23 protein-coding genes are annotated in these 21,612 nt (G+C 39.0%); 1 reads left to right on the forward strand and 22 read right to left on the reverse strand.

Annotated features, from left to right (window positions below; translation table 11 throughout):
* Positions 1 to 57: 57 nt before the first annotated feature.
* The 20 genes from AC4E8C_RS19115 to AC4E8C_RS19210 form a co-directional block, all read right to left on the reverse strand.
* On the reverse strand, positions 58 to 753 hold the full coding sequence (locus tag AC4E8C_RS19115) for an ABC transporter ATP-binding protein (RefSeq protein ID WP_490208216.1): 696 nt from the start codon (positions 751 to 753) through the stop codon (positions 58 to 60).
* Positions 746 to 1,516 carry an ABC transporter ATP-binding protein gene (locus tag AC4E8C_RS19120; RefSeq protein ID WP_490208217.1) on the reverse strand — a complete coding sequence of 257 codons (771 nt, stop codon included), beginning with the start codon at positions 1,514 to 1,516 and terminating at the stop codon, positions 746 to 748. Before AC4E8C_RS19120 ends, AC4E8C_RS19115 begins: the two co-directional genes overlap by 8 nt.
* A gap of 9 nt (positions 1,517 to 1,525) precedes the next feature.
* Complete coding sequence (locus tag AC4E8C_RS19125; RefSeq protein ID WP_490208218.1) at positions 1,526 to 2,533, reverse strand: branched-chain amino acid ABC transporter permease; 1,008 nt, start codon at positions 2,531 to 2,533, stop codon at positions 1,526 to 1,528.
* Positions 2,533 to 3,399: a branched-chain amino acid ABC transporter permease gene (locus AC4E8C_RS19130; RefSeq protein WP_490208219.1), complete on the reverse strand. Its 867-nt coding sequence runs from the start codon at positions 3,397 to 3,399 to the stop codon at positions 2,533 to 2,535. The genes AC4E8C_RS19125 and AC4E8C_RS19130 overlap by 1 nt, the downstream gene beginning before the upstream one ends.
* Positions 3,400 to 3,525: 126 nt before the next feature.
* Positions 3,526 to 4,743 carry an ABC transporter substrate-binding protein gene (locus AC4E8C_RS19135; protein ID WP_490208220.1) on the reverse strand — a complete coding sequence of 406 codons (1,218 nt, stop codon included), beginning with the start codon at positions 4,741 to 4,743 and terminating at the stop codon, positions 3,526 to 3,528.
* A 429-nt stretch (positions 4,744 to 5,172) separates the two neighbouring features.
* Positions 5,173 to 6,750, reverse strand: a complete 1,578-nt coding sequence (locus AC4E8C_RS19140) for a benzoate-CoA ligase family protein (protein ID WP_490208221.1) — start codon at positions 6,748 to 6,750, stop codon at positions 5,173 to 5,175.
* A 128-nt stretch (positions 6,751 to 6,878) separates the two neighbouring features.
* Entirely contained in the window at positions 6,879 to 7,676 is a 798-nt protein-coding gene (locus tag AC4E8C_RS19145) for an enoyl-CoA hydratase/isomerase family protein (protein ID WP_490208222.1), read from the reverse strand.
* A gap of 33 nt (positions 7,677 to 7,709) precedes the next feature.
* Positions 7,710 to 9,203, reverse strand: coding sequence for an aldehyde dehydrogenase family protein (locus AC4E8C_RS19150; protein ID WP_490208223.1), 1,494 nt, complete (start codon positions 9,201 to 9,203; stop codon positions 7,710 to 7,712).
* 13 nt (positions 9,204 to 9,216) lie between these two features.
* The gene (locus AC4E8C_RS19155) at positions 9,217 to 10,416 is read right to left on the reverse strand and encodes a thiolase family protein (protein WP_490208224.1); all 1,200 of its coding nucleotides are present in this window, start codon (positions 10,414 to 10,416) and stop codon (positions 9,217 to 9,219) included.
* On the reverse strand, positions 10,413 to 11,165 hold the full coding sequence (locus AC4E8C_RS19160) for a 3-hydroxyacyl-CoA dehydrogenase family protein (RefSeq protein WP_490208225.1): 753 nt from the start codon (positions 11,163 to 11,165) through the stop codon (positions 10,413 to 10,415). Before AC4E8C_RS19160 ends, AC4E8C_RS19155 begins: the two co-directional genes overlap by 4 nt.
* Entirely contained in the window at positions 11,155 to 12,015 is an 861-nt protein-coding gene (locus AC4E8C_RS19165) for a 3-hydroxyacyl-CoA dehydrogenase NAD-binding domain-containing protein (RefSeq protein WP_490208226.1), read from the reverse strand. The genes AC4E8C_RS19160 and AC4E8C_RS19165 overlap by 11 nt, the downstream gene beginning before the upstream one ends.
* On the reverse strand, positions 12,002 to 12,205 hold the full coding sequence (locus tag AC4E8C_RS19170; RefSeq protein ID WP_490208227.1) for a PaaD-like zinc ribbon domain-containing protein: 204 nt from the start codon (positions 12,203 to 12,205) through the stop codon (positions 12,002 to 12,004). The genes AC4E8C_RS19165 and AC4E8C_RS19170 overlap by 14 nt, the downstream gene beginning before the upstream one ends.
* Positions 12,189 to 12,827 carry a Phenylacetic acid catabolic protein gene (locus AC4E8C_RS19175; protein WP_490208228.1) on the reverse strand — a complete coding sequence of 213 codons (639 nt, stop codon included), beginning with the start codon at positions 12,825 to 12,827 and terminating at the stop codon, positions 12,189 to 12,191. Before AC4E8C_RS19175 ends, AC4E8C_RS19170 begins: the two co-directional genes overlap by 17 nt.
* A gap of 1 nt (position 12,828) precedes the next feature.
* The gene (locus AC4E8C_RS19180) at positions 12,829 to 13,053 is read right to left on the reverse strand and encodes a hypothetical protein (protein ID WP_490208229.1); all 225 of its coding nucleotides are present in this window, start codon (positions 13,051 to 13,053) and stop codon (positions 12,829 to 12,831) included.
* Positions 13,050 to 13,370: a metal-sulfur cluster assembly factor gene (locus tag AC4E8C_RS19185; RefSeq protein WP_490208230.1), complete on the reverse strand. Its 321-nt coding sequence runs from the start codon at positions 13,368 to 13,370 to the stop codon at positions 13,050 to 13,052. Before AC4E8C_RS19185 ends, AC4E8C_RS19180 begins: the two co-directional genes overlap by 4 nt.
* Positions 13,371 to 14,309 carry a Phenylacetic acid catabolic protein gene (locus AC4E8C_RS19190; RefSeq protein WP_490208231.1) on the reverse strand — a complete coding sequence of 313 codons (939 nt, stop codon included), beginning with the start codon at positions 14,307 to 14,309 and terminating at the stop codon, positions 13,371 to 13,373.
* Positions 14,310 to 14,520: 211 nt separating this feature from the next.
* A complete protein-coding gene (locus tag AC4E8C_RS19195; protein WP_490208232.1) occupies positions 14,521 to 15,297 on the reverse strand; it encodes an enoyl-CoA hydratase-related protein in 777 nt (258 codons plus the stop codon).
* A gap of 45 nt (positions 15,298 to 15,342) precedes the next feature.
* The gene (gene paaX / locus AC4E8C_RS19200; RefSeq protein WP_490208233.1) at positions 15,343 to 16,221 is read right to left on the reverse strand and encodes a phenylacetic acid degradation operon negative regulatory protein PaaX; all 879 of its coding nucleotides are present in this window, start codon (positions 16,219 to 16,221) and stop codon (positions 15,343 to 15,345) included.
* An 84-nt stretch (positions 16,222 to 16,305) separates the two neighbouring features.
* Positions 16,306 to 16,755 (reverse strand): acyl-CoA thioesterase, encoded by a 450-nt coding sequence (locus AC4E8C_RS19205; RefSeq protein WP_490208234.1) that lies wholly within the window; start codon positions 16,753 to 16,755, stop codon positions 16,306 to 16,308.
* An 83-nt stretch (positions 16,756 to 16,838) separates the two neighbouring features.
* Entirely contained in the window at positions 16,839 to 17,633 is a 795-nt protein-coding gene (locus AC4E8C_RS19210) for an enoyl-CoA hydratase/isomerase family protein (protein WP_490208235.1), read from the reverse strand.
* Positions 17,634 to 17,977: 344 nt separating this feature from the next.
* Here AC4E8C_RS19210 and AC4E8C_RS19215 point away from each other — a divergent pair, with 344 nt between their 5' ends.
* Positions 17,978 to 18,964 carry an MBL fold metallo-hydrolase gene (locus tag AC4E8C_RS19215; RefSeq protein WP_490208236.1) on the forward strand — a complete coding sequence of 329 codons (987 nt, stop codon included), beginning with the start codon at positions 17,978 to 17,980 and terminating at the stop codon, positions 18,962 to 18,964.
* A gap of 52 nt (positions 18,965 to 19,016) precedes the next feature.
* Here AC4E8C_RS19215 and AC4E8C_RS19220 read toward each other — a convergent pair whose 3' ends face one another.
* Both AC4E8C_RS19220 and AC4E8C_RS19225 read right to left on the reverse strand, forming a co-directional pair.
* Positions 19,017 to 20,804 (reverse strand): adenine deaminase C-terminal domain-containing protein, encoded by a 1,788-nt coding sequence (locus tag AC4E8C_RS19220; RefSeq protein WP_490208237.1) that lies wholly within the window; start codon positions 20,802 to 20,804, stop codon positions 19,017 to 19,019.
* Positions 20,805 to 20,970: 166 nt separating this feature from the next.
* Positions 20,971 to 21,597, reverse strand: coding sequence for a LysE family translocator (locus AC4E8C_RS19225; protein ID WP_490208238.1), 627 nt, complete (start codon positions 21,595 to 21,597; stop codon positions 20,971 to 20,973).
* Positions 21,598 to 21,612: the final 15 nt, after the last annotated feature.

The raw sequence follows: 21,612 nt of genomic DNA on the forward strand, positions 1-21,612 counted from the left end.
TCTATGAAGGGCTGTTAGACATTGCCTATTACCTAGTGATCTTATGTAGCGAAAAAACTAGCTAATAGCCAAATGGTGGTAAGCAATATTCATATTCTTCCGTAATTCATCAGGGTGATCATGGTAGACAATTTCACCCTTATTTAGGATATAGACATCATCTGCAATACTTAAAGCTGTGGCAATGTTTTGTTCTACTAAAAGCATTGACATTCCCGCTTCTTTTAATTTCAATAGGACCTCCATTACTTCTCCGACCATTAAAGGCGATAATCCTTCAGTTGGTTCATCCAAAAGGAGAATCTTTGGATTTCTCATTAATGCCCGGCCAATCGATAACATTGATTGTTCTCCACCGCTCAAGTTACCGGCATGGGTCTTTTCTCGTTCCTTCAGTCGGGGGAAAAGGTCAAAAATCCGATCTAACGTCCAATCGCCATGGTGATGATTGGCAAAAACAGTTAAATTTTCATGAACGGTTAAGTTCGTAAAAATCCTCCTTCCCTGTGGAACAATCCCTATGCCCTTTTTAGCTATTTGATGGCTTTTTAGTTTGATTACATTTTCACCTTCCAGCAATATTTGGCCTTCTTTTTTATTAATAAAGCCAATGATTGAATGAATAGTGGTTGTTTTGCCCATCCCATTTCTTCCAAGAAGCGTCACTACACTGCCTTTTTTCACCTCAAGATTAACCCCGTGAAGGACATGGCTTGCTCCATAATAACTATGAACTTCCTTCAAGCTAAGCATTAGTCAATTCCTCCTTTCCCATGTAGATTTCTTTTACGTGTGGATTTTCCCTGACCTCTTCAGGACGTCCATCTGCAATTAACGTCCCGGCATGCAGAACAATCACACGGTCCATGTTGCCAAATAATACCTCAATGTCATGTTCAATCATCATAATTGTAATATCTGAGGATAATTTATTGATTAAGGCAATGATTTGATCCGTTTCCACTTGGGACATACCTGCAGTTGGTTCGTCTAATAATAGTAATTTAGGTTTTCCAGCAATCGCCATAATAATCTCAATTTGCCGTTGTACACCATACGATAAATCTTGAACCTTTTTATGGCTGTATGCTTGTAATCCCCACTCCTGAAGAAGTTTTTCTACCTCTTCAAAAAGGGCTGGATAATTCTTCTTATTGGCCTGTTTCCACCATTGAGTATGTTTCTTATTGATTCGCTGTAAAACAAGCAGAAGATTTTCTTTCACTGTTAGACCCATCATTAAATTATTTTTTTGAAAGGTCCTTACAATCCCTCTTTCAGTCCTTTGATAATTGGGCAGACGGTTAATCAACTCATCAAAATAGCTAATCGTACCGCCTGAGGGTTCTAAATCACCAGCGATCATATTAAATAAAGTAGATTTTCCAGCACCATTTGGCCCAATCAACCCGATTTTTTCTCCGGCTGTGACTTCTACTGTAATATCTTCAATTACCTTAACTCCGCCAAAATGTTTTGAAAGGCCTTTTAGCGAAAGAATTCGTTCCTTCTCCATAGTCTTCACCTATCCATCCATTTTAGTTTGCTGCTGAATTGGTATTATATTTGGTTCTTCATGCTCAGTCTTAGTCTTTTGCCGACTGAATACTTTCTCTTTTGCACTATTGTAAATTCCAACAATTCCATTAGGAGCAAAGATAACAAAAAGTATGAAGGCCGCTCCAATAATCATCATCCAATTTTCCGTATACGAACTAATTATGGTTTCTAAAATAACAATGAAGGCAGCTCCAATCACCGGACCCCATAGTGTCCCGACCCCGCCAATTAAAACCATAATTAATACCGATCCAGATGCCGTCCAATAAACATCAGTAGGAGAGATAAAACCGTTAAAAACAACATACAAGCCTCCCGCTAAACCACCAATTGTTCCGGCAATTAAAAAGCTGATGTTCTTATATAACGACGTATTATATCCAATCGATTTCATCCGTTCTTCATTCTCTTTAATCCCAATAAAAACAGAACCTAATGGAGAATGTAAGAAGCGGCTCAAAAGGAAGAGTAGAATCGTTATAACCAACACAATAAAATAATAGACAAACACTTGATTAGACAGGCGAAAACCAGCTATTACATCTAGCGGAGCAATTCCGGATAATCCATTCGAACCCCCGGTGACATCTGTCCATTGATATACTATCGAGTAAAAAATCTGCGAACAGGCTAGTGTCAGCATTAAAAAGTAAAAGCCATGTGCTTTTGTTGAGAGTAAGCCAATAATTAAAGCCAGTAAAAAGGCAAACACAAGACCAATCCCAATCGTAACAAAAATATTGGTACTAAACTTTAATGCAGCTAATCCAGTTGCGTATGCACCAGCACCAAAGAAAGCAGCATGACCTAGTGAGACCAATCCTGTCTGCCCAACGAGGATATTTAAACTTACGGCAAAGATACTAAGAATGAGTATTTCCGATAAAATATTGACGTAATAAATAGATAAAAAGAATGGAACAAATGCCATTAGTAAAAATAGTAGTATACCTTTTATTAATCCCTTTCTCATTACACCACCCTCCTGCCGGTTAGACCTTGCGGACGGATGACTAGTACCAATGCCATTAGGGCGAACGTAATAATTAGGCTTAATTCTGGTACGAAATAGCGGCTGAAGGTTTCAACAAAACCAACTAGCAAACTAGCAAAAAAGGTGCCTGTTACGGAGCCAAGCCCGCCAACTACAAGAACGACTAGAGATAGAATAAGAATTTGAAACTCCATTCCTGGAAAAACCCCTAGGATAGGAGAACCAAGAACACCACCCAGGCCTGCCATTAAACTTCCTAGGAAAAATACACAAGTAAAAACAAACTGAATGTTAACGCCTAATCCCCCTACCATCTCTTTATCGGACAAGCCAGCCCTGATGACAGCACCCCATTTTGTTTTTTCCTGGGTATACCACAAGAAAATTGCCATCGCAATCCCAATCCCTATTAACGCGACACGGTAGGCAGGAATGGCATTTCCTAAAATTTCGACTGACATGTTAAGTGATTCTGGAGGGTTAACTACTAGAATATTTTTCCCCCACAACATCGAAAAAACATCGTGAAAAATATACGCTAATCCAAACGTTAATAGTACCTGTGAAAGGTGTCCCAGCTTATATGTTGGCCTGAGCATTACCATTTCCAGAACTAATCCGATGATGGCAATAATTAGCGGTACCGCCATTAAGGCTACCCAAAACGGTAATCCTGCCTTCATGATGAGCGAGTATCCCACATAAGAACCTAATACATACATGGATCCATGTGCCAGGTTTAACACGCCCAGAATTCCAAATACAATCGTAATCCCACTTGTAATGATAAATAGTAAAAATCCATAACTTAGCCCATTCATCAGTTGCAAAAGTAAGGCACTCAAATGTTTAACCCCCTTATCCTAATGATTCCTCTTGTTTTTAAAAGAAAGAGGCAAAGGAATTCTTGCCTCTTTCAATCTGCTTATTGTAAATCCATCGTACCCTAACCCTAGGTCGTGTAAATAATGTTATTTTCCTGGATCAACGACTTGAGGAATCGTATCAATTACTTTATTCTCTGTCTTTCCATTCACAATACCAGTTTCAACTATATAAAGATTTTGAATGACATTGTGTGTTTCTTTATCAAACTTAATCGGTCCTCTTGGACTGGTAATTTCAATAGAAGAAATCGCTTCAATTATTTTATCAGGATCACTGACATCGCCCTTCAATTTTTTAATAGCTTCTGCAATGATCATGGCCGCATCGTATCCCTCTGCAGATTCAATACTTGGACGTTTATTGTATTTTTTCTCATATGCCTCGATAAACGCCTTATTTTCTTTCGTATCCACACTATAATCCCAGAAGATAGAAGCTTTAATTCCATCTGGTGAATTACCTTGCTGTGGTCTTACATCTTCAGCAGTAAGCCAGCCTGAACCAATTAGTGGAATTTTTCCTTTTAATCCATATTGCTCATATTGCTGAACAAATCTAACTGCATCACTGCCCGCATAGAAAGCGTAAATCCCATCAATACCGTCTAGATTCATTTTGCCTAGGTAGGAAGAGAAGTCATTGTTTCCAAGTGGCGGATAAACCTCGCCAGCAATTTGCCCTCCGGCTTTTGTGTACGCTTCTTTAAAAGCTTCTGCGACCTCATGACCGAATGCATAATCAGCAGCAGTAACATAAATTTTCTTGCCGATGTTTTTGTATGCCCATTCACCCATTGAATGACCAATTTGCCATGAACTAAACGATGAGCGGTAAATATAATTGCTCCGCTTTGCTCTTGTAAGATCATTCCCTCCGGCGTGGGAATCTAAGAAAGGGAGTTTTTTGCTATCTACTTCATCACGGATGGCATAAGCAACCGCTGTACTAACCGGCCCCGTTAAAATATCAATTTGATCTTGATCAGTTAGTTTTCTAAGTTTACGTAACGCTACCTGTGGGTCCGCCTCAGTATCTTCATTAATGATCTCAATTTTTTTCCCAGCTACTTCATAGTTTTGTTGTTCAAAGTATAGGTTCATCCCATTTAGAAGGTTTTCACCTAAGGATGCGTAAACACCTGTTGCAGGGAGCAAAGCCCCAATTTTAATAGGAGTATTGTCAGTGTTTTTTTCTTTTGTTTTCTCTTTTGATGTGGTAGTACTTATGGCCCCGCCACTACAAGCCGAAAGTAATAGGACTAATAGAATTAAGATTGATCCACTTCTTTTAAAATTTTTCATAGTTACCCCCCGTTTTTTTGTTAACGCTTCCAAAACAAAAAATTAACCCCCATTCTTTTTTGAAATATTTAGAACATTTCTACCATTATTATATTGCCTACCTCGTTTATTTACAATATCATTTTTTTACTTCAATAAAAAAATCGTAATAAGATTTAACTCAAATAAAACCTTATATTCTATTCAAATAATAATTTGTTAATCAAGAATGACTACTAAATCCCCAGGATTAAGTCGACTCTCGCTAAAATACAAGATAAAGATAACAATGGTGATGGCGGGTAAACAAGGATTAGTGAATAATAATAATTCTAGATAATAAAATTACGTTTTTAATACCATAGTTTTTATTTCATATTTATTTTTAGGTACATATTACTAAAACTAAAAAATAGCCAGTTAAAAAACTGGCTACTTTTTAGTTTCGTTTTATACTTGTTTTAACCTAAACCGCTGCACTTTACCTGTTGTCGTTTTAGGCAATTCTGAGATGAATTCAACAACTCGAGGGTATTTATAGGGAGCTAGGTTTTGTTTTACAAACAGCTTGAACTCTTCCTTTAAGGCCTCGGTAGGTTCAATTCCATCTCTTAATACAATAAAAGCCTTTGGATAAACTAGATTATTCTCATTTTTCTCACCGACAACCGCCACCTCAGACACCTTTTCATGCCTAATCAGTGTCGACTCGATTTCAATTGGGGAAACCCAAATCCCCCCCACCTTCAACATATCATCTGAACGACCGCAATACCAAAAGTATCCTTCTTCATCCTGATAATATTTATCACCTGTATACATCCACTCCCCGTGGAATTTGCTTTGATTTTCTGCTAAGTTACAAAAGTAACCCACTGTTACACTATCACCTTTAATGACAAGGTCACCGATCTCGTTTACAGCGACCGGCCTTGATTCTTCATTTAATATTCTCGCTTTATAGCCCGGTACAACCTTTCCCGTGCTTCCTGCCTTAATTTCCCCCATATTATTAGAGAGAAAAATATGTAAGGCTTCGGTTGAACCAATTCCATCTAAAATATCAATATTAAATAACTCTTTCCACTTTTGAATAAAAGTGGCTGGCAATGCCTCACCTGCGGACACACAAATTCTGACTGATGAAAGATCGGGAATAACACCTGTCTTTTCAACATATTGAATCAAGGAACCATATAACGTCGGAACGCCAAAAAAGATAGTAGGCTTCTGCTTTTCAATAACAGAAAAGATATTTTCTGGGGTTGGGCGTCCTTTTGACACAATCGTCGAACCGCCTGCACCTAATGGGAAGTACATCCCATTACCAAGCCCGTATGCAAAGTATAGTTTGGATGCCGAAAATGTTCGGTCATTTTCATTGATTTTAAGGATATTTTGAGCATAGTTTTTACAAGCTACTTCCATACTCCGCTGAATGTGGACGGCACCCTTTGGATTACCCGTGCTTCCTGAGCTATATAACCAAAATGCAGGGTCCTCTGAATTAGTTCGTTCTGCCTCCAATTCCGCTGAGGCTGGATTAATAAACTCATAATAATCAATACCATCTGCATCACGATAGCCCTTCTCTGAAATGACAATAACATCCTTCAGAAAAATAAAGCGGTCTCTGTTTTCCTTTATGTCGTTCCATATTTCTTCTTGTATCAATAATACTTTCGCACGGCTGTGATTGAGAAAGTATTCATAGTCTTGTGGCTTCATAGCGGTATTTACAGGGATTGGAACTGCACCAATTTTAACAGCCCCGAAAAAGGAATAAATAAATTCAGGAGAATCATAAACAACCTGCAGGATGCGATTTTCCCTTTCTATCCCAATTCCTTTGAGAGCGTTACCAAATTTATTCGCCCTAAAAAGGATATCTTGATAGGTGACCTGATCATCTTCACTGTAAATGGCCACCTTATTAGCAAAACCTTTTTCAATATTTCGTTCTAAAAAAACATTAGCACTGTTATAAAACTCTTTTACTCCTCTTAACTCTTGAACAGATTCTTGCATGCTTTAACCCCCAATAGGAAATTGGAACTCGTTTAACAAGGTAAATCCTTTTGCCGATTCTAGAAGGGTTATGTTTAATAGAAAAAATAGGGTCTGACTAAATTGCTTAGTCAGCCCTCAATTGTGAATTACTGACCAGACCATTCTGCAGGGCGTTTTTCAATAAAGGCACTTAATCCTTCTTTTGCATCTTGAGAACGGAATAATAGATTTTGTAATTCACCCTCATAACGGATTGCTGCATTTAAAGGCATTTCCTTTCCATTCATAATGGAAAGCTTGATGTTCGATGCAGCATATGTGGCACTATCAGCAATCTTTCTAGCATACTCTAACGTTTTGGCACGTGTTTCTTCCTGCGGGAAAACACGGTCAACTAATTTAATATTTAATGCTTCTTGTGGTGACAATGTTTCCCCTGTCAAGTTCAAGTCGAGGGCTTTAGAATGACCTACTTGGCGTGCTAAACGCTGCGTACCGCCAGTGCCAGCTAGTACACCAAGCGTGATTTCAGGAAGACCAATCTTACCTGCCTGATCGCCCATAAAGCGAAGATCACAAGCTAACGCCATTTCAAGTCCACCGCCAACTGTATGCCCTTCAAGGCAAGCAATCCAAATTTGTGGTGAACGGGCAATTTTATCTAAGGTTTCATTACAGAACAAGCAAAATTGAGTTTTGAAGCGAGGCTCTGCTGCTTTTAGAAAATTAATATTGGCTCCAGCAGAGAAGAATTTAGGCATATCGCTCATTAACACAGCTACTTTAATATCGCTATCAAAGCGAATATCATCAATCGCCGCATTTAATTCCTTGTAGTATTCTAAGTCATAGGCATTTGTTTTGTTCACATGAATATGAACCTCAGCTATTCCATTTTCCTTTTTTACTGTTAACGTCTTCGTATCTAATTTGACTTGTGTCATCTGAATTCCTCCATTAAGTTTATTAATTTTTCATTAAATTCCGAAAATATTAAGTGGTTTAGCTCCAATATAAGAGACAACACTCTTCGTTTCTGTATATAAATCAAGAGTCTCAATACATAACTCTCTGCCGAAGCCTGATTGTTTATAGCCGCCAAAAGGTGTGCCTGGGAAGGCCGAAATCGGACTATTTACCATCACAATACCCGCACGGATTCCGGCAGCCACTCGATGGGCTTTTCCATTGTCTTTTGTCCATACAGCAGATCCCAATCCAAAAATAGAATCGTTTGCTTGTTTTAATACCTCTGCTTCATCTTTAAACTTCATCACTACTACTACTGGTCCAAAGACTTCTTCTTGTGCAATTCTCATATCATTTGTGACATTTCCGATAATCGTCGGTTGATACCAAAAGCCGTTTTCAAACTCTGCGCCTTCTGGGCGGCTTCCGCCAAATAAAATTTCTCCGCCTTCTTCAATCGCTAGCTTAACGTAGCCATCGACTGTCTGTTCATGGCTTTTGGAAATTAATGCACCCATGTGCGTTTCCTTGTTAAATGGGTCACCAACTTTTAGCTTCCTTGCCTTTTCAATGAATCTTGTCAAAAATTCATCATAGACATTTTCCTGAACAAAGATTCGTGACCTGGCTTCACATGATTGACCGGAATTGTAAAAAATCCCATAAATCGACCCAGCTACGGCTGCTTCTAGATCACAATCATCAAATATGATACTAGGTGACTTGCCGCCAAGCTCAAGTGTTACACGTTTAAGTGTTTTCGATGCCCGTGCCATAATGTCTTTTCCTGTTTCGGTTTCACCTGTAAACGCGACTTTATCAACGCCTTGATGTTCTGTTAAATAAGGACCTATTTCTGAACCGCTTCCTGTTAATACATTGACCACGCCTGCAGGAACTCCAGCTTCATGACAAATATCGGCCAGCATGAACGCTGTAATCGGAGTATAACTTGCCGGCTTTAAAATAATGGTGCAGCCTGCAGCTAAAGCTGGAGCGACTTTCCAGGCAGCCATCATTAATGGATAATTCCAAGGGACAATCTGAGCACACACCCCGACAGGTTCTTTAACCGTATAGTTGAAGAAACCATTTGGCACCGGGTTTGTGCGTCCAGCATGAGTAGTAATGGCTGCAGCATAAAATTCAAAGTCCTCAATTGCCTGACCAATTTGCCCCTGGGCAGCTGCAACTGTTTTCCCAGTATTCAATACCTCTGCCTCAACAAGCTCATTGAAGCGTTGTCTCATAATATCCGCTATTTTATTCAGAACACGAGCCCGTCTTGCCGGCGTGAGCTTTGGCCACTTACCAGAATCGAATGCTTTCCTAGCTGCATCCACGGTACGGTCCACATCTTCCTTTGTTGCTTTAGCAACCCTAGCGATTACTTCTCCCGTGGCAGGATTATGAGTTTCAAAAAATTGGTTATTGCTGCTATTTGAGTATTCACCATTAATGAATAGCTGGTACTCTTCCTTCAATGTCGTTGTTTTTAACATTACTTTAACCCCTTTATATTTTTTCGATTATGGTTGATATTCCTTGGCCCACCCCAATACACATAGTTGCTAGACCATAACGGCAATCTCTTTTTTGCATTTCATGCACTAGTGTGGTTACTATTCTTGCCCCGCTGCAGCCTAGCGGATGGCCAAGTGCGATTGCTCCACCATTGACGTTAACTTTATTGATGTCGAACCCAAGTTCTTTGATACATGCTACTGATTGGGCAGCAAATGCTTCATTGATTTCAATTAAATCCAGGTCATCAATGGATAATCCCGCTCTTTTTAGAGCCTTTCTTGTTGCAGGAACAGGGCCGATTCCCATAAAAGCTGGGTCAACACCTGCCACGGCAGAAGAGACAATACGGGCTAATGGTTGTAAACCAAGCTTTTCTGCTAGTTCTTTTTCCATAATTAACAGGGCACTTGCTCCATCATTAATACCGGATGAGTTTCCAGCTGTTACGGTCCCGCCCTCTTTAAATACAGGTTTCAGCTTCGCCAGCGCCTCCCATGTGGTAGAGGGCCGAACATGTTCATCCGTATGAAAAATAATCGCTTCCCCTTTTTTTTGTGGAATTCCAATTGAAATAATTTCATCAAGGAATCGTCCACTTTCAATTGCACTTGCTGCTTTTAACTGACTGCTAAGTGCCAGTTCATCCTGTTCTTCCCTGGAAATGTTATACCTTTCAGCAACATTTTCCGCAGTTTCCCCTAAGCTAATTGGAGGATAAACCTTCGCCAGGCTGGGATTAACAAGGCGCCAGCCAATGGTTGTATCATATAGATTTTGATTACTTCTTGGATTTGACAAGTGCGGTTTCATCATGACATATGGTGCCCTAGTCATATTCTCCGTTCCACCGGCGATAAAAACGTCTCCCAGCCCCGCCTTTATAGCGGCAGATGCTTGATTCACCGCATCCAATCCAGAACCGCATAAGCGATTCACCGTCACACCTGCTACTGATTCAGGAATTCCCGCTAATAGTAAGCCCATTCTAGCTACATTTCGATTATCTTCCCCTGCTTGATTTGTACAACCGAAGTAAACGTCTTCTATTAAAGCTGGATCCATTTTTACTCTTCCTAAAAGGTGTTTCATCACATGGCCGGCTAAATCATCTGCTCTTACATTTGTTAAGGCGCCATTCACTTTCCCAATTGGTGTACGGACGGCATCAATAATAACTGCTTCCCTCATATGGAATACTCCTTAACATTACGATTTTGATAGTAATAAAAGCCTTTTCCTGTCTCTCCTCCTATCCAGTTTGCTTGAACAAGCTTGCGAATGAGAGGCGCAGGACGGTATCTTTCTTCACCAAATTGTCGGTGCAACCCGCTTAAGACGGCATACACATCATCAATGCCAATTTTTTCAGCCCATTCTAACGGTCCCAGCGGATAATTGGTACCTTTTTTCATTGCTTCATCAATGTCTTCCATGGTTGCAATCCCTTCAATGGTTGAAAAGGCCGCTTCATTAATAATCATCGAAAGAATTCGCGGAAAGACAAGACCGACTTCATCTTGAACCACTTCTGTTTCCTGGCCAATACTGAAAAACAATTCCTTTGCCACTTCTAAATAATTTAAATCGGATTGTAACGCAGCAGCTATTTCAATTAATTTGCCTTCTTTGAAATTGGAAAAGGCTCCAAATCCAATCAGCCTTTCAGGATATAACAGCCAAGATGCTGTTTCAGTAGCTGTTAAGGCAAGAGTCGTAGATAAAATCAATGTTTCAGGAGATACATGTGCCTCAATCTCTCTTAAATTCCTCTTCTTTTGTTCTAAATCGAGATTACTAGTTTCAATTACAACCTCGATGGCATTAACTGTTTTGTATTCATTTAACGCGATATCATTAAATCCATGTTTCTGAAGAGAATGCACGAGCTCTTTTGCTAACAAATTTTCACCTATGACGACAATTCCTTTAGGTGTCATACGAAAAGAACCCTCCCTTCGTTTTTCTTCCCAGACTGCCAGCTTGCACCATACGCTCTTGAACATAATGGGGACGAAAACGTGTCTCACCGTTAAAACTGCTGTGTACGGATTTAGTTACTGCAAAGTTGATATCAATACCGATTAAATCCTGGAGTTCAAATGGACCCATTTTAAAATTCCCTGCTTTTTTCATAATGCGGTCTATTTGTTCCACCGTAGCTACTTGATCGTTCATAATTTTTAAGGCTTCACCGTAAAATGGACGTGCTACTCGATTAACAATAAAACCAGGGGTATCTTTACAAACCACTGGACTTTTATTGATCCTCTTTGCAAACTCCACCAGGGTACTGACTGTTTCCGGAGCTGTTTTTAATCCGCAGATCACCTCTACTAACGGCATGAGCGGAGCTGGATTAAAGAAATGAAAGCCGGCCACCCTTTTTGGTGACTGAATCTGCCCCGAAATTTCCGTAATCGAAAGTGATGAGGTATTCGTAGCCAATATCGCATCTTCAGAGCAAACCTCTTCTAATTTTCTAAAAATGGTTCTCTTGATTTCCATATTTTCAGGTGCTGCTTCAATCACAAGCTGACAATCATAAAGGTCAGCTAAATCTGCCGTTATGTGTAATCTCTCTTTCATTTGTATGGCTTCAGCAGCATTTACTCGTTTTTTTTCAACTAATCGGTCCAACCGTGATTCAATCCCTGATTTAGCCCTATTTACGGTTTGAAGATCGATATCGTAAATAATCACGGTATATCCGTTCTGAATAATAAGCTGAGCAATACCTGCCCCCATCGTTCCAGAACCAACTATCCCGATTTTATCAATTTCCTTCATTAGCAGTCTGACACCTCTCATTATTTGACTCTGATGCTTGCCAGCGGATATATTCAAAGACAGTGCGACAATTGTTACAATAATATTGCCTTACTAATTGAGCTGTCCCAAATGCGGAGATTTTTTCTACATTATCTGAAGAACAAAATGAACATTGAATAGTCGACGTCTCATTAGACATGTTGGACATCCCCAAGAGTGGTCAGTTTTTGGATAATCTCTTTGTATACGTTTGCAAGATTACTATTCTCCAAGATAATATTTTCAAAAAGCAGCTGTTTATCATTTTCAATATTCTTTAACCATTGTGATGCTTCTTCTGCAACTTTTTCTAATTCAAGGGTGAATGTTTTAGGAACCGCGCCTTTATCGTTAAGCAATTGTTTACACCAACTCTTAGAGTAAAGCAGATGTTCCTCTTGTTCTTTCAACATTTTGCTAAAAGGAGTATTTAAGTCTGGATGGTTCGCTTTCATTAATGCTTTTATCACAAGATCCACAGCAACATTAACAGCATAAACACTAGCAATTAAGCCCACCCAATTGGATGTTAGCACAACAGATGAAAACGCCTTTCCTGTCTGAGCTTTAATTTCAACTTTGCTGGCGTTTAAGCCTTGCAATTCATTTGCCCATCTATACAAGAGCCTTGCATGACCAAGTTCTGCTTGAGCCATCGCAATAGAAGAAAGAGTAGCTTCTAAATTAGGACCGCTGATCCCTATTTCAACTAGGCGGTCACCTAAAATTAATTTATTATCTGCGATTGTTTCAGCTAATTTAACAAGAGATAAATTGTTTACTATTTTCATATTAATTTACACCCTCTTTTTCAAATAGTGGTTCTGGAAGGCGTACCACGATTAATGCATCTTTCCTGACAACTTGCATTTCGACCCAGTCTTCTTCATCATAAATATATTGTGCATAAACCTTTGCCAGTTCATCAGTCTCCGCTTGAAAGGAACCAACTTGAATCAAATCATCGCCTCGCTTTATCCGAGTAAAGAGAAGATATTCTTGTTTTTGTTTAGTCATGAACTAACACCCCATGTTCTGAGTTTTTCTTTTCCTTTCGCACTTAAATTATTAACAGTCCATGGCGGACTCCATACTACTTCAATATCAACTTCATTAATATCTTCTTCCTTTAGCAGCCGCTCTTTGATATCGTTTTCAATCCACTGCATGCAGCCACACCCTGTTGATGTATAGGTCATCCTTACGGAAAGTTTTCCTTCTTCTACTTTAGTAATTTCATAGATCAACCCCATATCAACCACACTGATAGGAAATTCTGGATCCATCACCTCTGTCAACGCATCCCAATATTTTTCCGTCTCTACGGTTTGCATTTAACTAACCTCCTCTGCACGAAGCTCTTCAAGTTCGTGGTACCCTTTTTGAATTCTATTAACAAACTCTTGATTTTGCGGGCCGCGTTTTTTAAAGCGTTCTATGACTCCCTGCCAAGTGTCTGGTTGATCAAGCAGCCATTTTTTATTCTCTACATCAAATTTGCATGGGAACGGTACATCAATCACATATTTTCCTTCTGCCTCATCAAAGTGAGCTGGTACCTTTACACCAATCGATTCACAAAATGGAACCGCTGTTGACAGCCATTTTTGTCTTAGCTCATCGTTCGTTTTACCTTTCAGCTTATAATCTAATTGTGCTGAACGACTCTTAAGATTATCAGCAACTCCGAAAAATTCTAAAGCCATTAAAAACATCCAGTCGACTGCTTCTTGAACTTGTTTTGCTGTGTCTGGATTCTTCATACCTGCCTTCATGATAATTTCACCATTACGCAGATGAAAAAGTTCCTCCTTATCTACCTTTACGAGTGCACGTTTCCATGGCCCATAAGATGTGTGTTGATAGGCGTCACCTAATAGCGTGTAGCCAGAACGATCAAAAAGTCCATTAAAGACACCAAGCTCAATCCAATTGTCTAATTTAAAATCAAAAGCATAAGGATTTTTCCACCGATTTGCAGGACGGTCATATAGAAGTTCTTCGATGTTTTCACCAAGGTCTTCTAATAAGCGATAGGCAATATGCGCGTGACCAATCTCATCTTGAATAACAGCAAGTGCTGTTATCTTATAATTGAGATTTGGGGCTTCATTATATACGGTTAATAGTGGGGGAACGCTTAATAATTCTGTGTCACCAACAATGGTTAACGTCTGTTTTAAGGCCCGAAGATACTCATCATTCATATCCTCTTTACATTCAAGCATAAATCCTTTTTGAATCTTATCGATTAATATTTCAGCCTGACTCATTTTATCGCCTCACCTTATTACGTTTTTTATTTTATCGTTTATATAAGATAATATAGAGTATTTTAAATTATCTGTCAATATATTTATTACGTTTTTATGTTGTTAATATTAAAAACATAATTAGAATTAAATTTAATAAAAAAAACGACACCTTTTAAAGGCATCGCTGCTTACTCTTATTGAGTTAGATGGTAAAGATCAAAAATTCTTCCTATTCCCCTTTAAAATTGGGTTTGCGTTTTTCCTTGAATGCTTCTAGTGCCTCAATCCGATCTTTCGTTGGAATGATTACCTCATATGCCTTTGTTTCGATCGCAATCCCTGTTTTTAAATCCACACTACCCCCGTAATTGATTGCAAATTTGGCTTGCGTTACGGCCAGTGGTGCATTTTTCAGTATTTCCTCCGCTAATTCTATAGATGATGGTAATAACTGACTGCGTTCCACCACTTTATTGACCAGACCTAATTCAAATGCCTGAAAGGCATCAATCTTTCTAGCCGTTAATATCAATTCTTTAGCCCTTGAAGGTCCAATCAGCCGGCTTAAGCGCTGTGTACCGCCAGCACCCGGGATAATTCCCCAGCTGACTTCCGTTAAACCCATCGCAGCTTCTTTAACCGCAATTCTAAAATCACAAACTAAGGCAAGCTCCAGCCCGCCGCCAAGTGCATACCCATTAACAGCAGCAATGGTTGGCTGCGGTAATTCTTCTATCTTTGTGAAAACATCACGGATCATTGAAACATTTCTACGGACTTCTTTTTCATTGAGGGTTCGTCTTTCCCGCAAATCCGCTCCTGCACTAAATGCCTTTTCCCCTGCTCCCGTAATAATAACAACTCTTATGTCCTTCTCCAATTTAATACTATCTACTATTTCTTCTAACTGGGCAAGCGACTCATAATCAAAGCAATTTAATTGTTCAGGACGATTAATGGTTACGACAGCTAAATGATTTTCTACTTTTAAGTCAACGTTTTGCAATTTAATATACCCCTCCGATAGAAGACTATTATTTCTTAACGCGCGTTACACATAAACTTCTTTAAAAGGATTGATCGCCTTATCACGTATTGGTTTTATATCCTGATCAGGAGCCCCTTCGAAAATTGATTCAAAATAGCGGATGGAAGGGATTGAAATTAATTGATGAATATTCCAAAATAGTTCTCTAGCCTTTGTACCTGCCCAATCTTCAGGAAGGAGGTCACGTGGAAAGCCAGGGTCTTGAAATAGAAACTTTCGGTATTCATGAACAATCGACGTTCTTTTAATAAAGCACTCTTCGTCCGTTAATGTATTCGTTAACGCCTTTTCACGCAATGCTTCAAATTCCGAAGAGTACTTATTCATAAATTGATTGTAATTATCAGCAACCTGTTCCAGGTTCCAACCCCTTTGAATAATTTCTTCACTTGTATGTGATAGCATATCAGAGGAACTAAATAAAATCGTATTTTCTTCAATTTGATAGTTTTTAATCATTTCCATCACTTGGTTTTCCAGCGGGTTGGGACTAATCCACGTACTATTTGAAATCATTCCGAAACCTGTCCAGGTAAGCTCTTGTCGGATTTCATTCCGCAGCTCCCTTTTCTCCTCAGGAAATGAATAGCTCAGTATTCGCCACTTGCCATCCCAAGCTGGCTGGGGAGCCGCATATACCCGTTTTACTCCATCATCGACTCTTCGACTGCCCTTTTCCGTAATAGAGTAATAGCTTTTATTTCCTTTTTTCCTTACTTGCAATAAATTCTTCTGGACCATTCTCAAAATGGCCCCACGAACTGAGGATTCTGAAATACCAAAGGCACTCATTAACTGTATTAAACTTCCTACCCAGATTTCTCCTCCATAATATTGAATGTACTCTCCATATAGAGTAAACATTAACGATCTCGGCTTCATTGCTGCCACCATCCAGTATCTTATAGTAATTGCATTAATTGTCTTATCTAAAGAGATATCTATATTATAGAGGAACGCCTTCTGTTATGCATTAAACCTTGATCTATTTTTATCTGCTTTTGTATGAATTTTTTCACTAAGAATGGATTTAACATCATCTGGAATTAAGACAGCTTTAATACCTTCGGCAGTTTGCTGAACCCATCCCCGTAATTCGTACCCATTGGCAACCCGAATCCCATCTCTATAGACAATATGTCTCAATTTAATCGTTTTTCGGTTAATTTCTTCCACTTCGCTATGAATTGTTATAAGATCATCGTAAAGTAAGGATTTTTCAAAGGTACATTGAACATCGAGTAACGGAACAATAATGCCCCGCTCTTCTTCCAGTTTTGCTGGTGCTAAATCACAGCTTCGGAAAAATTGATGCCCGGCTATATCAAACCATTTAAAAAAATTTGGATAATACACAATTCCAGCTTTATCTGTATCTCCCCAGTTGACTAACACATCAAGCTCATTTGATCGCACTTGTCGTCCCCTCGCTTTTTCCGCTATACCTGTTTATTTGTTTAAAATGGCGATATCGCTAGTCGATATCGCCATTTTTTATATTACTGACCTGTCCAATTAGCTTCGCGTTTTTCAACAAATGCGCTTAATCCTTCTTTTGCATCTTGTGAACGGAATAATAGGTTTTGTAGTTCACCTTCATAGCGAATCGCAACATTTAATGGCATTTCTTTTCCATTCATAATTGATAGTTTAATATTGGATGCAGCATAGGTTGCACTGTTAGCAATCTTATTGGCATATTCTAATGTTTTAGCTCTTGTTTCCTCTTGTGGGAAAATACGATCGACTAATCTAATGTCTAATGCTTCTTGTGGCGTTAATGTCTCTCCCGTTATATTCAAATCTAATGCTTTAGAATGACCAACTTGACGGGCTAAACGTTGTGTTCCGCCAGTTCCTGCCAGCACTCCTAGTGAAACCTCCGGAAGACCAATCTTTCCAGCATTGTCACCCATAAAACGTAAGTCACAAGCTAGAGCCATTTCTAAACCACCACCAACAGTGTGACCTTCTAAACAAGCAATCCAGATTTGTGGGGAACGGGCAATTTTATCTAACGTTTCATTACAAAATAAGCAAAATTGTGTTTTAAAGCGCGGCTCTGCGGCTTTTAAGAAATTAATATTCGCACCTGCTGAGAAGAACTTTGGCATATCACTCATTAAAACTGCTACTTTAATATCGCTGTCAAAACGAATGTCATCAATAGCGGCGTTTAACTCACGGTAATATTCCAAGTCATAAGCATTGGTTTTATTAACATGAATATGTACCTCTGCTACACCATCTAATTTTTTCACCGTAAGGTTTTTAGTTTCTGTTACTGCTGTCATTTTTACATCCTCCTCGAAATTGTTATTACGATTTTATTTCTATCGTTGTTATTTCATAATATATACAATATTTTAACTATTTGCAATACTCCAAAACAAGCTGTTTACAGGATTAAAATTGCTTTTTCCTCGCATTTTCTTTACTTTTCTCTCTTATTCTTAAAAATTCATATTTTTAACACCATCGTAGTAAAAACATACCATTTACCTATTCATATTATTGTTTTATGACAACCGTTTCAAATACTTATAACGGATATATTGCGAGTAAATCAATAGATTGCTATAATACAGATTAATTTCAAAATATTAGAAAAATAAAGCAATGACTTATTCTTTGCGAGGTGTATATATTGGAACCATTAAAGAAAACAGGCTGTGAGGTATTCCCCATCATCATTCCTGATCGCTCATCATTAAAGAGTGTAAACTTCTTTTTAATAAAGAAGGACGATTCGCTTTCGTTAGTGGATGCTGGATGGAATAATGAAGAATGTTGGAACGGTTTACTCAGTACATTGACGAAGTATGGATTTTCACTACAGGATTTAACTAAAATTATTCTGACGCATCACCATATCGATCATATAGGATTAGTTAATCGGATTACTGCTGAACATCCTATTCCGGTTTTCTCCCATTCTGATTCTATCCCTCGCTTAAAAAGAGATCCCCTTTTCCTTGACCTGAGAGTAGAATTTTTCTCCCAACTTTATAAGGAAATGGGTTGTGGAGTGGAAGGAGAAAAGCAAGTTTCTTATTTAAGAGAGGCAATAAGACGCAATAAACAGAATGCTATACAAAGTGATGTCATCGAAATTGTCGATGACCGGCTGCTCCATTTTCAAGTTGTTGAAGTGCCTGGACATGCACCCGACCAGATTGCCCTCTATGATAAGAAGAATAACTGGCTCTTTGGCGGTGATTTATTGATTGAGCATATTTCCAGCAATGCGCTTGTAGAACCCGATGAACATGGGAACAGAATCCCTACTCTCTTGCAGCATACAGACTCCTTAACCAGATGTTTAGCCTTAAATGTAAATCTCGTTCTTCCAGGTCATGGAACCATGATTGACCAGCCAAATGCATTAATGTTAAAACGTCTCGAAAGAATCAAAGCAAAAGCTGCAAGGCTGATCCAGTTAATCGAATCTGGCAGTTCAACCGCAAGTGAAATGGCCCAGTTGTATTATAAAAACACCTATTATGAGCAATTTTCACTCGTTATGTCGGAAATTATCGGTCATTTAGATTATTTAGAGGCACATGGGAGAGTCCAAAAGGAACTTATTCAGGGTATATGGCGATATCATGTTATTGAAAAGTAGAAAAAATGATCATGCTGTCAAGGGCATGATCATTTTGTTTTGTTTCATAGTTTTAATTTTTAATCGGATAGCTCAGTGTTCCTATTGGAGCAGAGGGTAACAAGATTTCATCAGTCTTTACCTCAAACAACCCAAAAGGGACCAAACGAAGGCCTGGAAGAAAGTCACAGGTTAAAAAAAGTAAAGTATAGAGAATATCATGGAACGGAAATCCACGTTCCTGCAAGGCAGATAACAATCGTTCATGATACTCCACCGCCGTATCAAAGGAAGGATTCGTTGTCATCATTCCTGTAAATGGCAGAGGAATTTCTACAATCACTTCATCGCCATCTACAATCACGATGCCTCCCCCCATGTCATAGACCCTTGCTGCTGCTTTAGACATAGCTTCAGGATTTCGGCCGACTACTAACAGCTCTGTCGTTGTATTATAAGTTGAGGCCATCCCATCCAGATTCACCGCAAACCGTTCCAAAATCCCCTTGGATACCCAGTCACCATTCCGATCAATTAAGGCTGCCTGTACAAGCCCTTCATGTCCAGATAGATCAGCATAACCATTGACTGATGACAGCATCGTATCTTTCCTTTGGGTAATCACGTTACTTTTAAAATAAACGACTGGGACAGGATTCCTATCTGTTTGATGTGGATAGCGAAATAGATTGCTATTTTCTAATAGTGATTTAGGGAACGCGAATGGGTTACGAACAATATATTTATTCCATTCTATGTCAGGCAATGAAGCAGTTAACGCTCCTTTTTCGGCTGCAATCTCCCCAGAAGCGATGACAAGATCTGGGCGGAAATCAATCAAATCAGGTAAAAGCAGGATATCTGCCTTTCTTCCTGGAGCTAGGCCGCCGATATACTCATCCATTCTTAGATATGTTGCGGCATTGATGGTAACCATTTGAATCGCATTCATGACTGGAACACCCAGTTCAACAGCCTGCCTTACAAGTCCATCCACAAATCCTTCATTATCAATAAAGGAAGGGTGAGGACCGTCTGTTGTCATAAGAATTCTGTTGGTACTTACATTTCCCTCGGTGATTAGTTTAATAATTTCCTGTAAATCCGGGCGAAGTGAGCTATTTCTGAGTGTTGTCCACATCCCTAACCGGAGGCGGTCAAAGGCTTCTTTTGCCGTAATCGCTTCATGGCATGCCGTCACACCTGAAGCAACCACAGCATTCAATTTTTCATAGGAACAACCTGCCGTATGACCGTCGGAGAGCTTGCCTAATTTCTTGATATAATCCATGGTATCAAGTAAAAATGGATCGCCATTATATAATAATGGCCAGCGTGTTACTTCTGCTGATCCTACCACCTCATCTAGTTCAAGCAAGTCCCTAATATCCTTATGGTTATACCACTCCCGTTCACCTGGATAATCCGCTTGGGATACAAGCCGGACCAACCATAAAAAATTTCCAGGTAATGGTTTCAAATCATTAACCATTTCTTTAAATCCTTTTGCTCCCATATGTAAATAAAAGAATAAATTATCGTTCACGGTAGTGGTGGTCCCTAATGGTAAAACCTTTTCGGTCATACTTACCGGATTGTACAACACCCATGGATGCGCATGTGCTTCAATAAACCCTGGTGATACATACTTTCCCTCTGCATTTATTACTTTCGTATGTTCACCAATGGATGCCTCACTCGTACCAATATAGGCAATGCAATCCTTATAAACCGCAATATTTTGTTGCAATAGTTCACCTGAATAAACATTAATAACCGTTCCACCCTTAACATATAAATCAGCAGGGCGAATTCCCTTTGCCACCTCTATCAATTCACTTCTTTGAGCAATAAGGTTCATGATTCCTCTCCTATCCTAGTATGATAAATTTACGTTAAATAACATTATGTTTTATTTAATATCGTTTATATTACATAATATTAATAGGAAAGTGTTTTATCTGTCAACCAAATTTCAAGAATAGTCATAATTATCCATTAAATATCCTGCTATTTAACAAGTTCTCTCAGCTGAATAAATTATGATATGCTTGCACGCCAAAGTAGAGGCCAAAGCCTATTAAGGAGAGACCTGATATAAAGGAAATGACAACAAGCAGGTTGGTGGTTAAAAACCTCCTAAAGCCGCTCGCAACGCTCGCCATCGCAATATCCCAAGTTAACAGCCCAATAAATATAGCACTACTGTAGAGCACTAATTGACCGGTGTTATAAGTGGCAGCGGTTTTTGCTAAGATAGAGCCGTAAATTCCTAACCAAAACAGTATCGTTAATGGGTTCGAGATTGACATAAAGAATCCAGAAAAAAATGACTTTATCAATGGTTCCTTGTCTCTTGATTGTGCTAAATGAATTTTCCCTGCATTCATAAAGGTTTCAATGCCTGTATACATCAGGATAAAACAGCCAAAAAGCCACAAAAATGTTTGCATAAAGGCTGTTTCTAGAAATTGGACTACTCCTATATAAACAACAAGCATGTAAATTCCGTCTGCTACTACCGCACCAACCCCAATTAACCATGCATGCATAAATCCATTACGAATCCCTCGGTCAATCTGTGCTGCGTTGATAGGTCCAATGGGGGCGGCCAGCGATAATCCTAACAATATATAGCTCAAAAACATGTTCATCCGTATCTCTCCCAA

Source organism: Neobacillus sp. SRL179 (assembly GCF_984799095.1).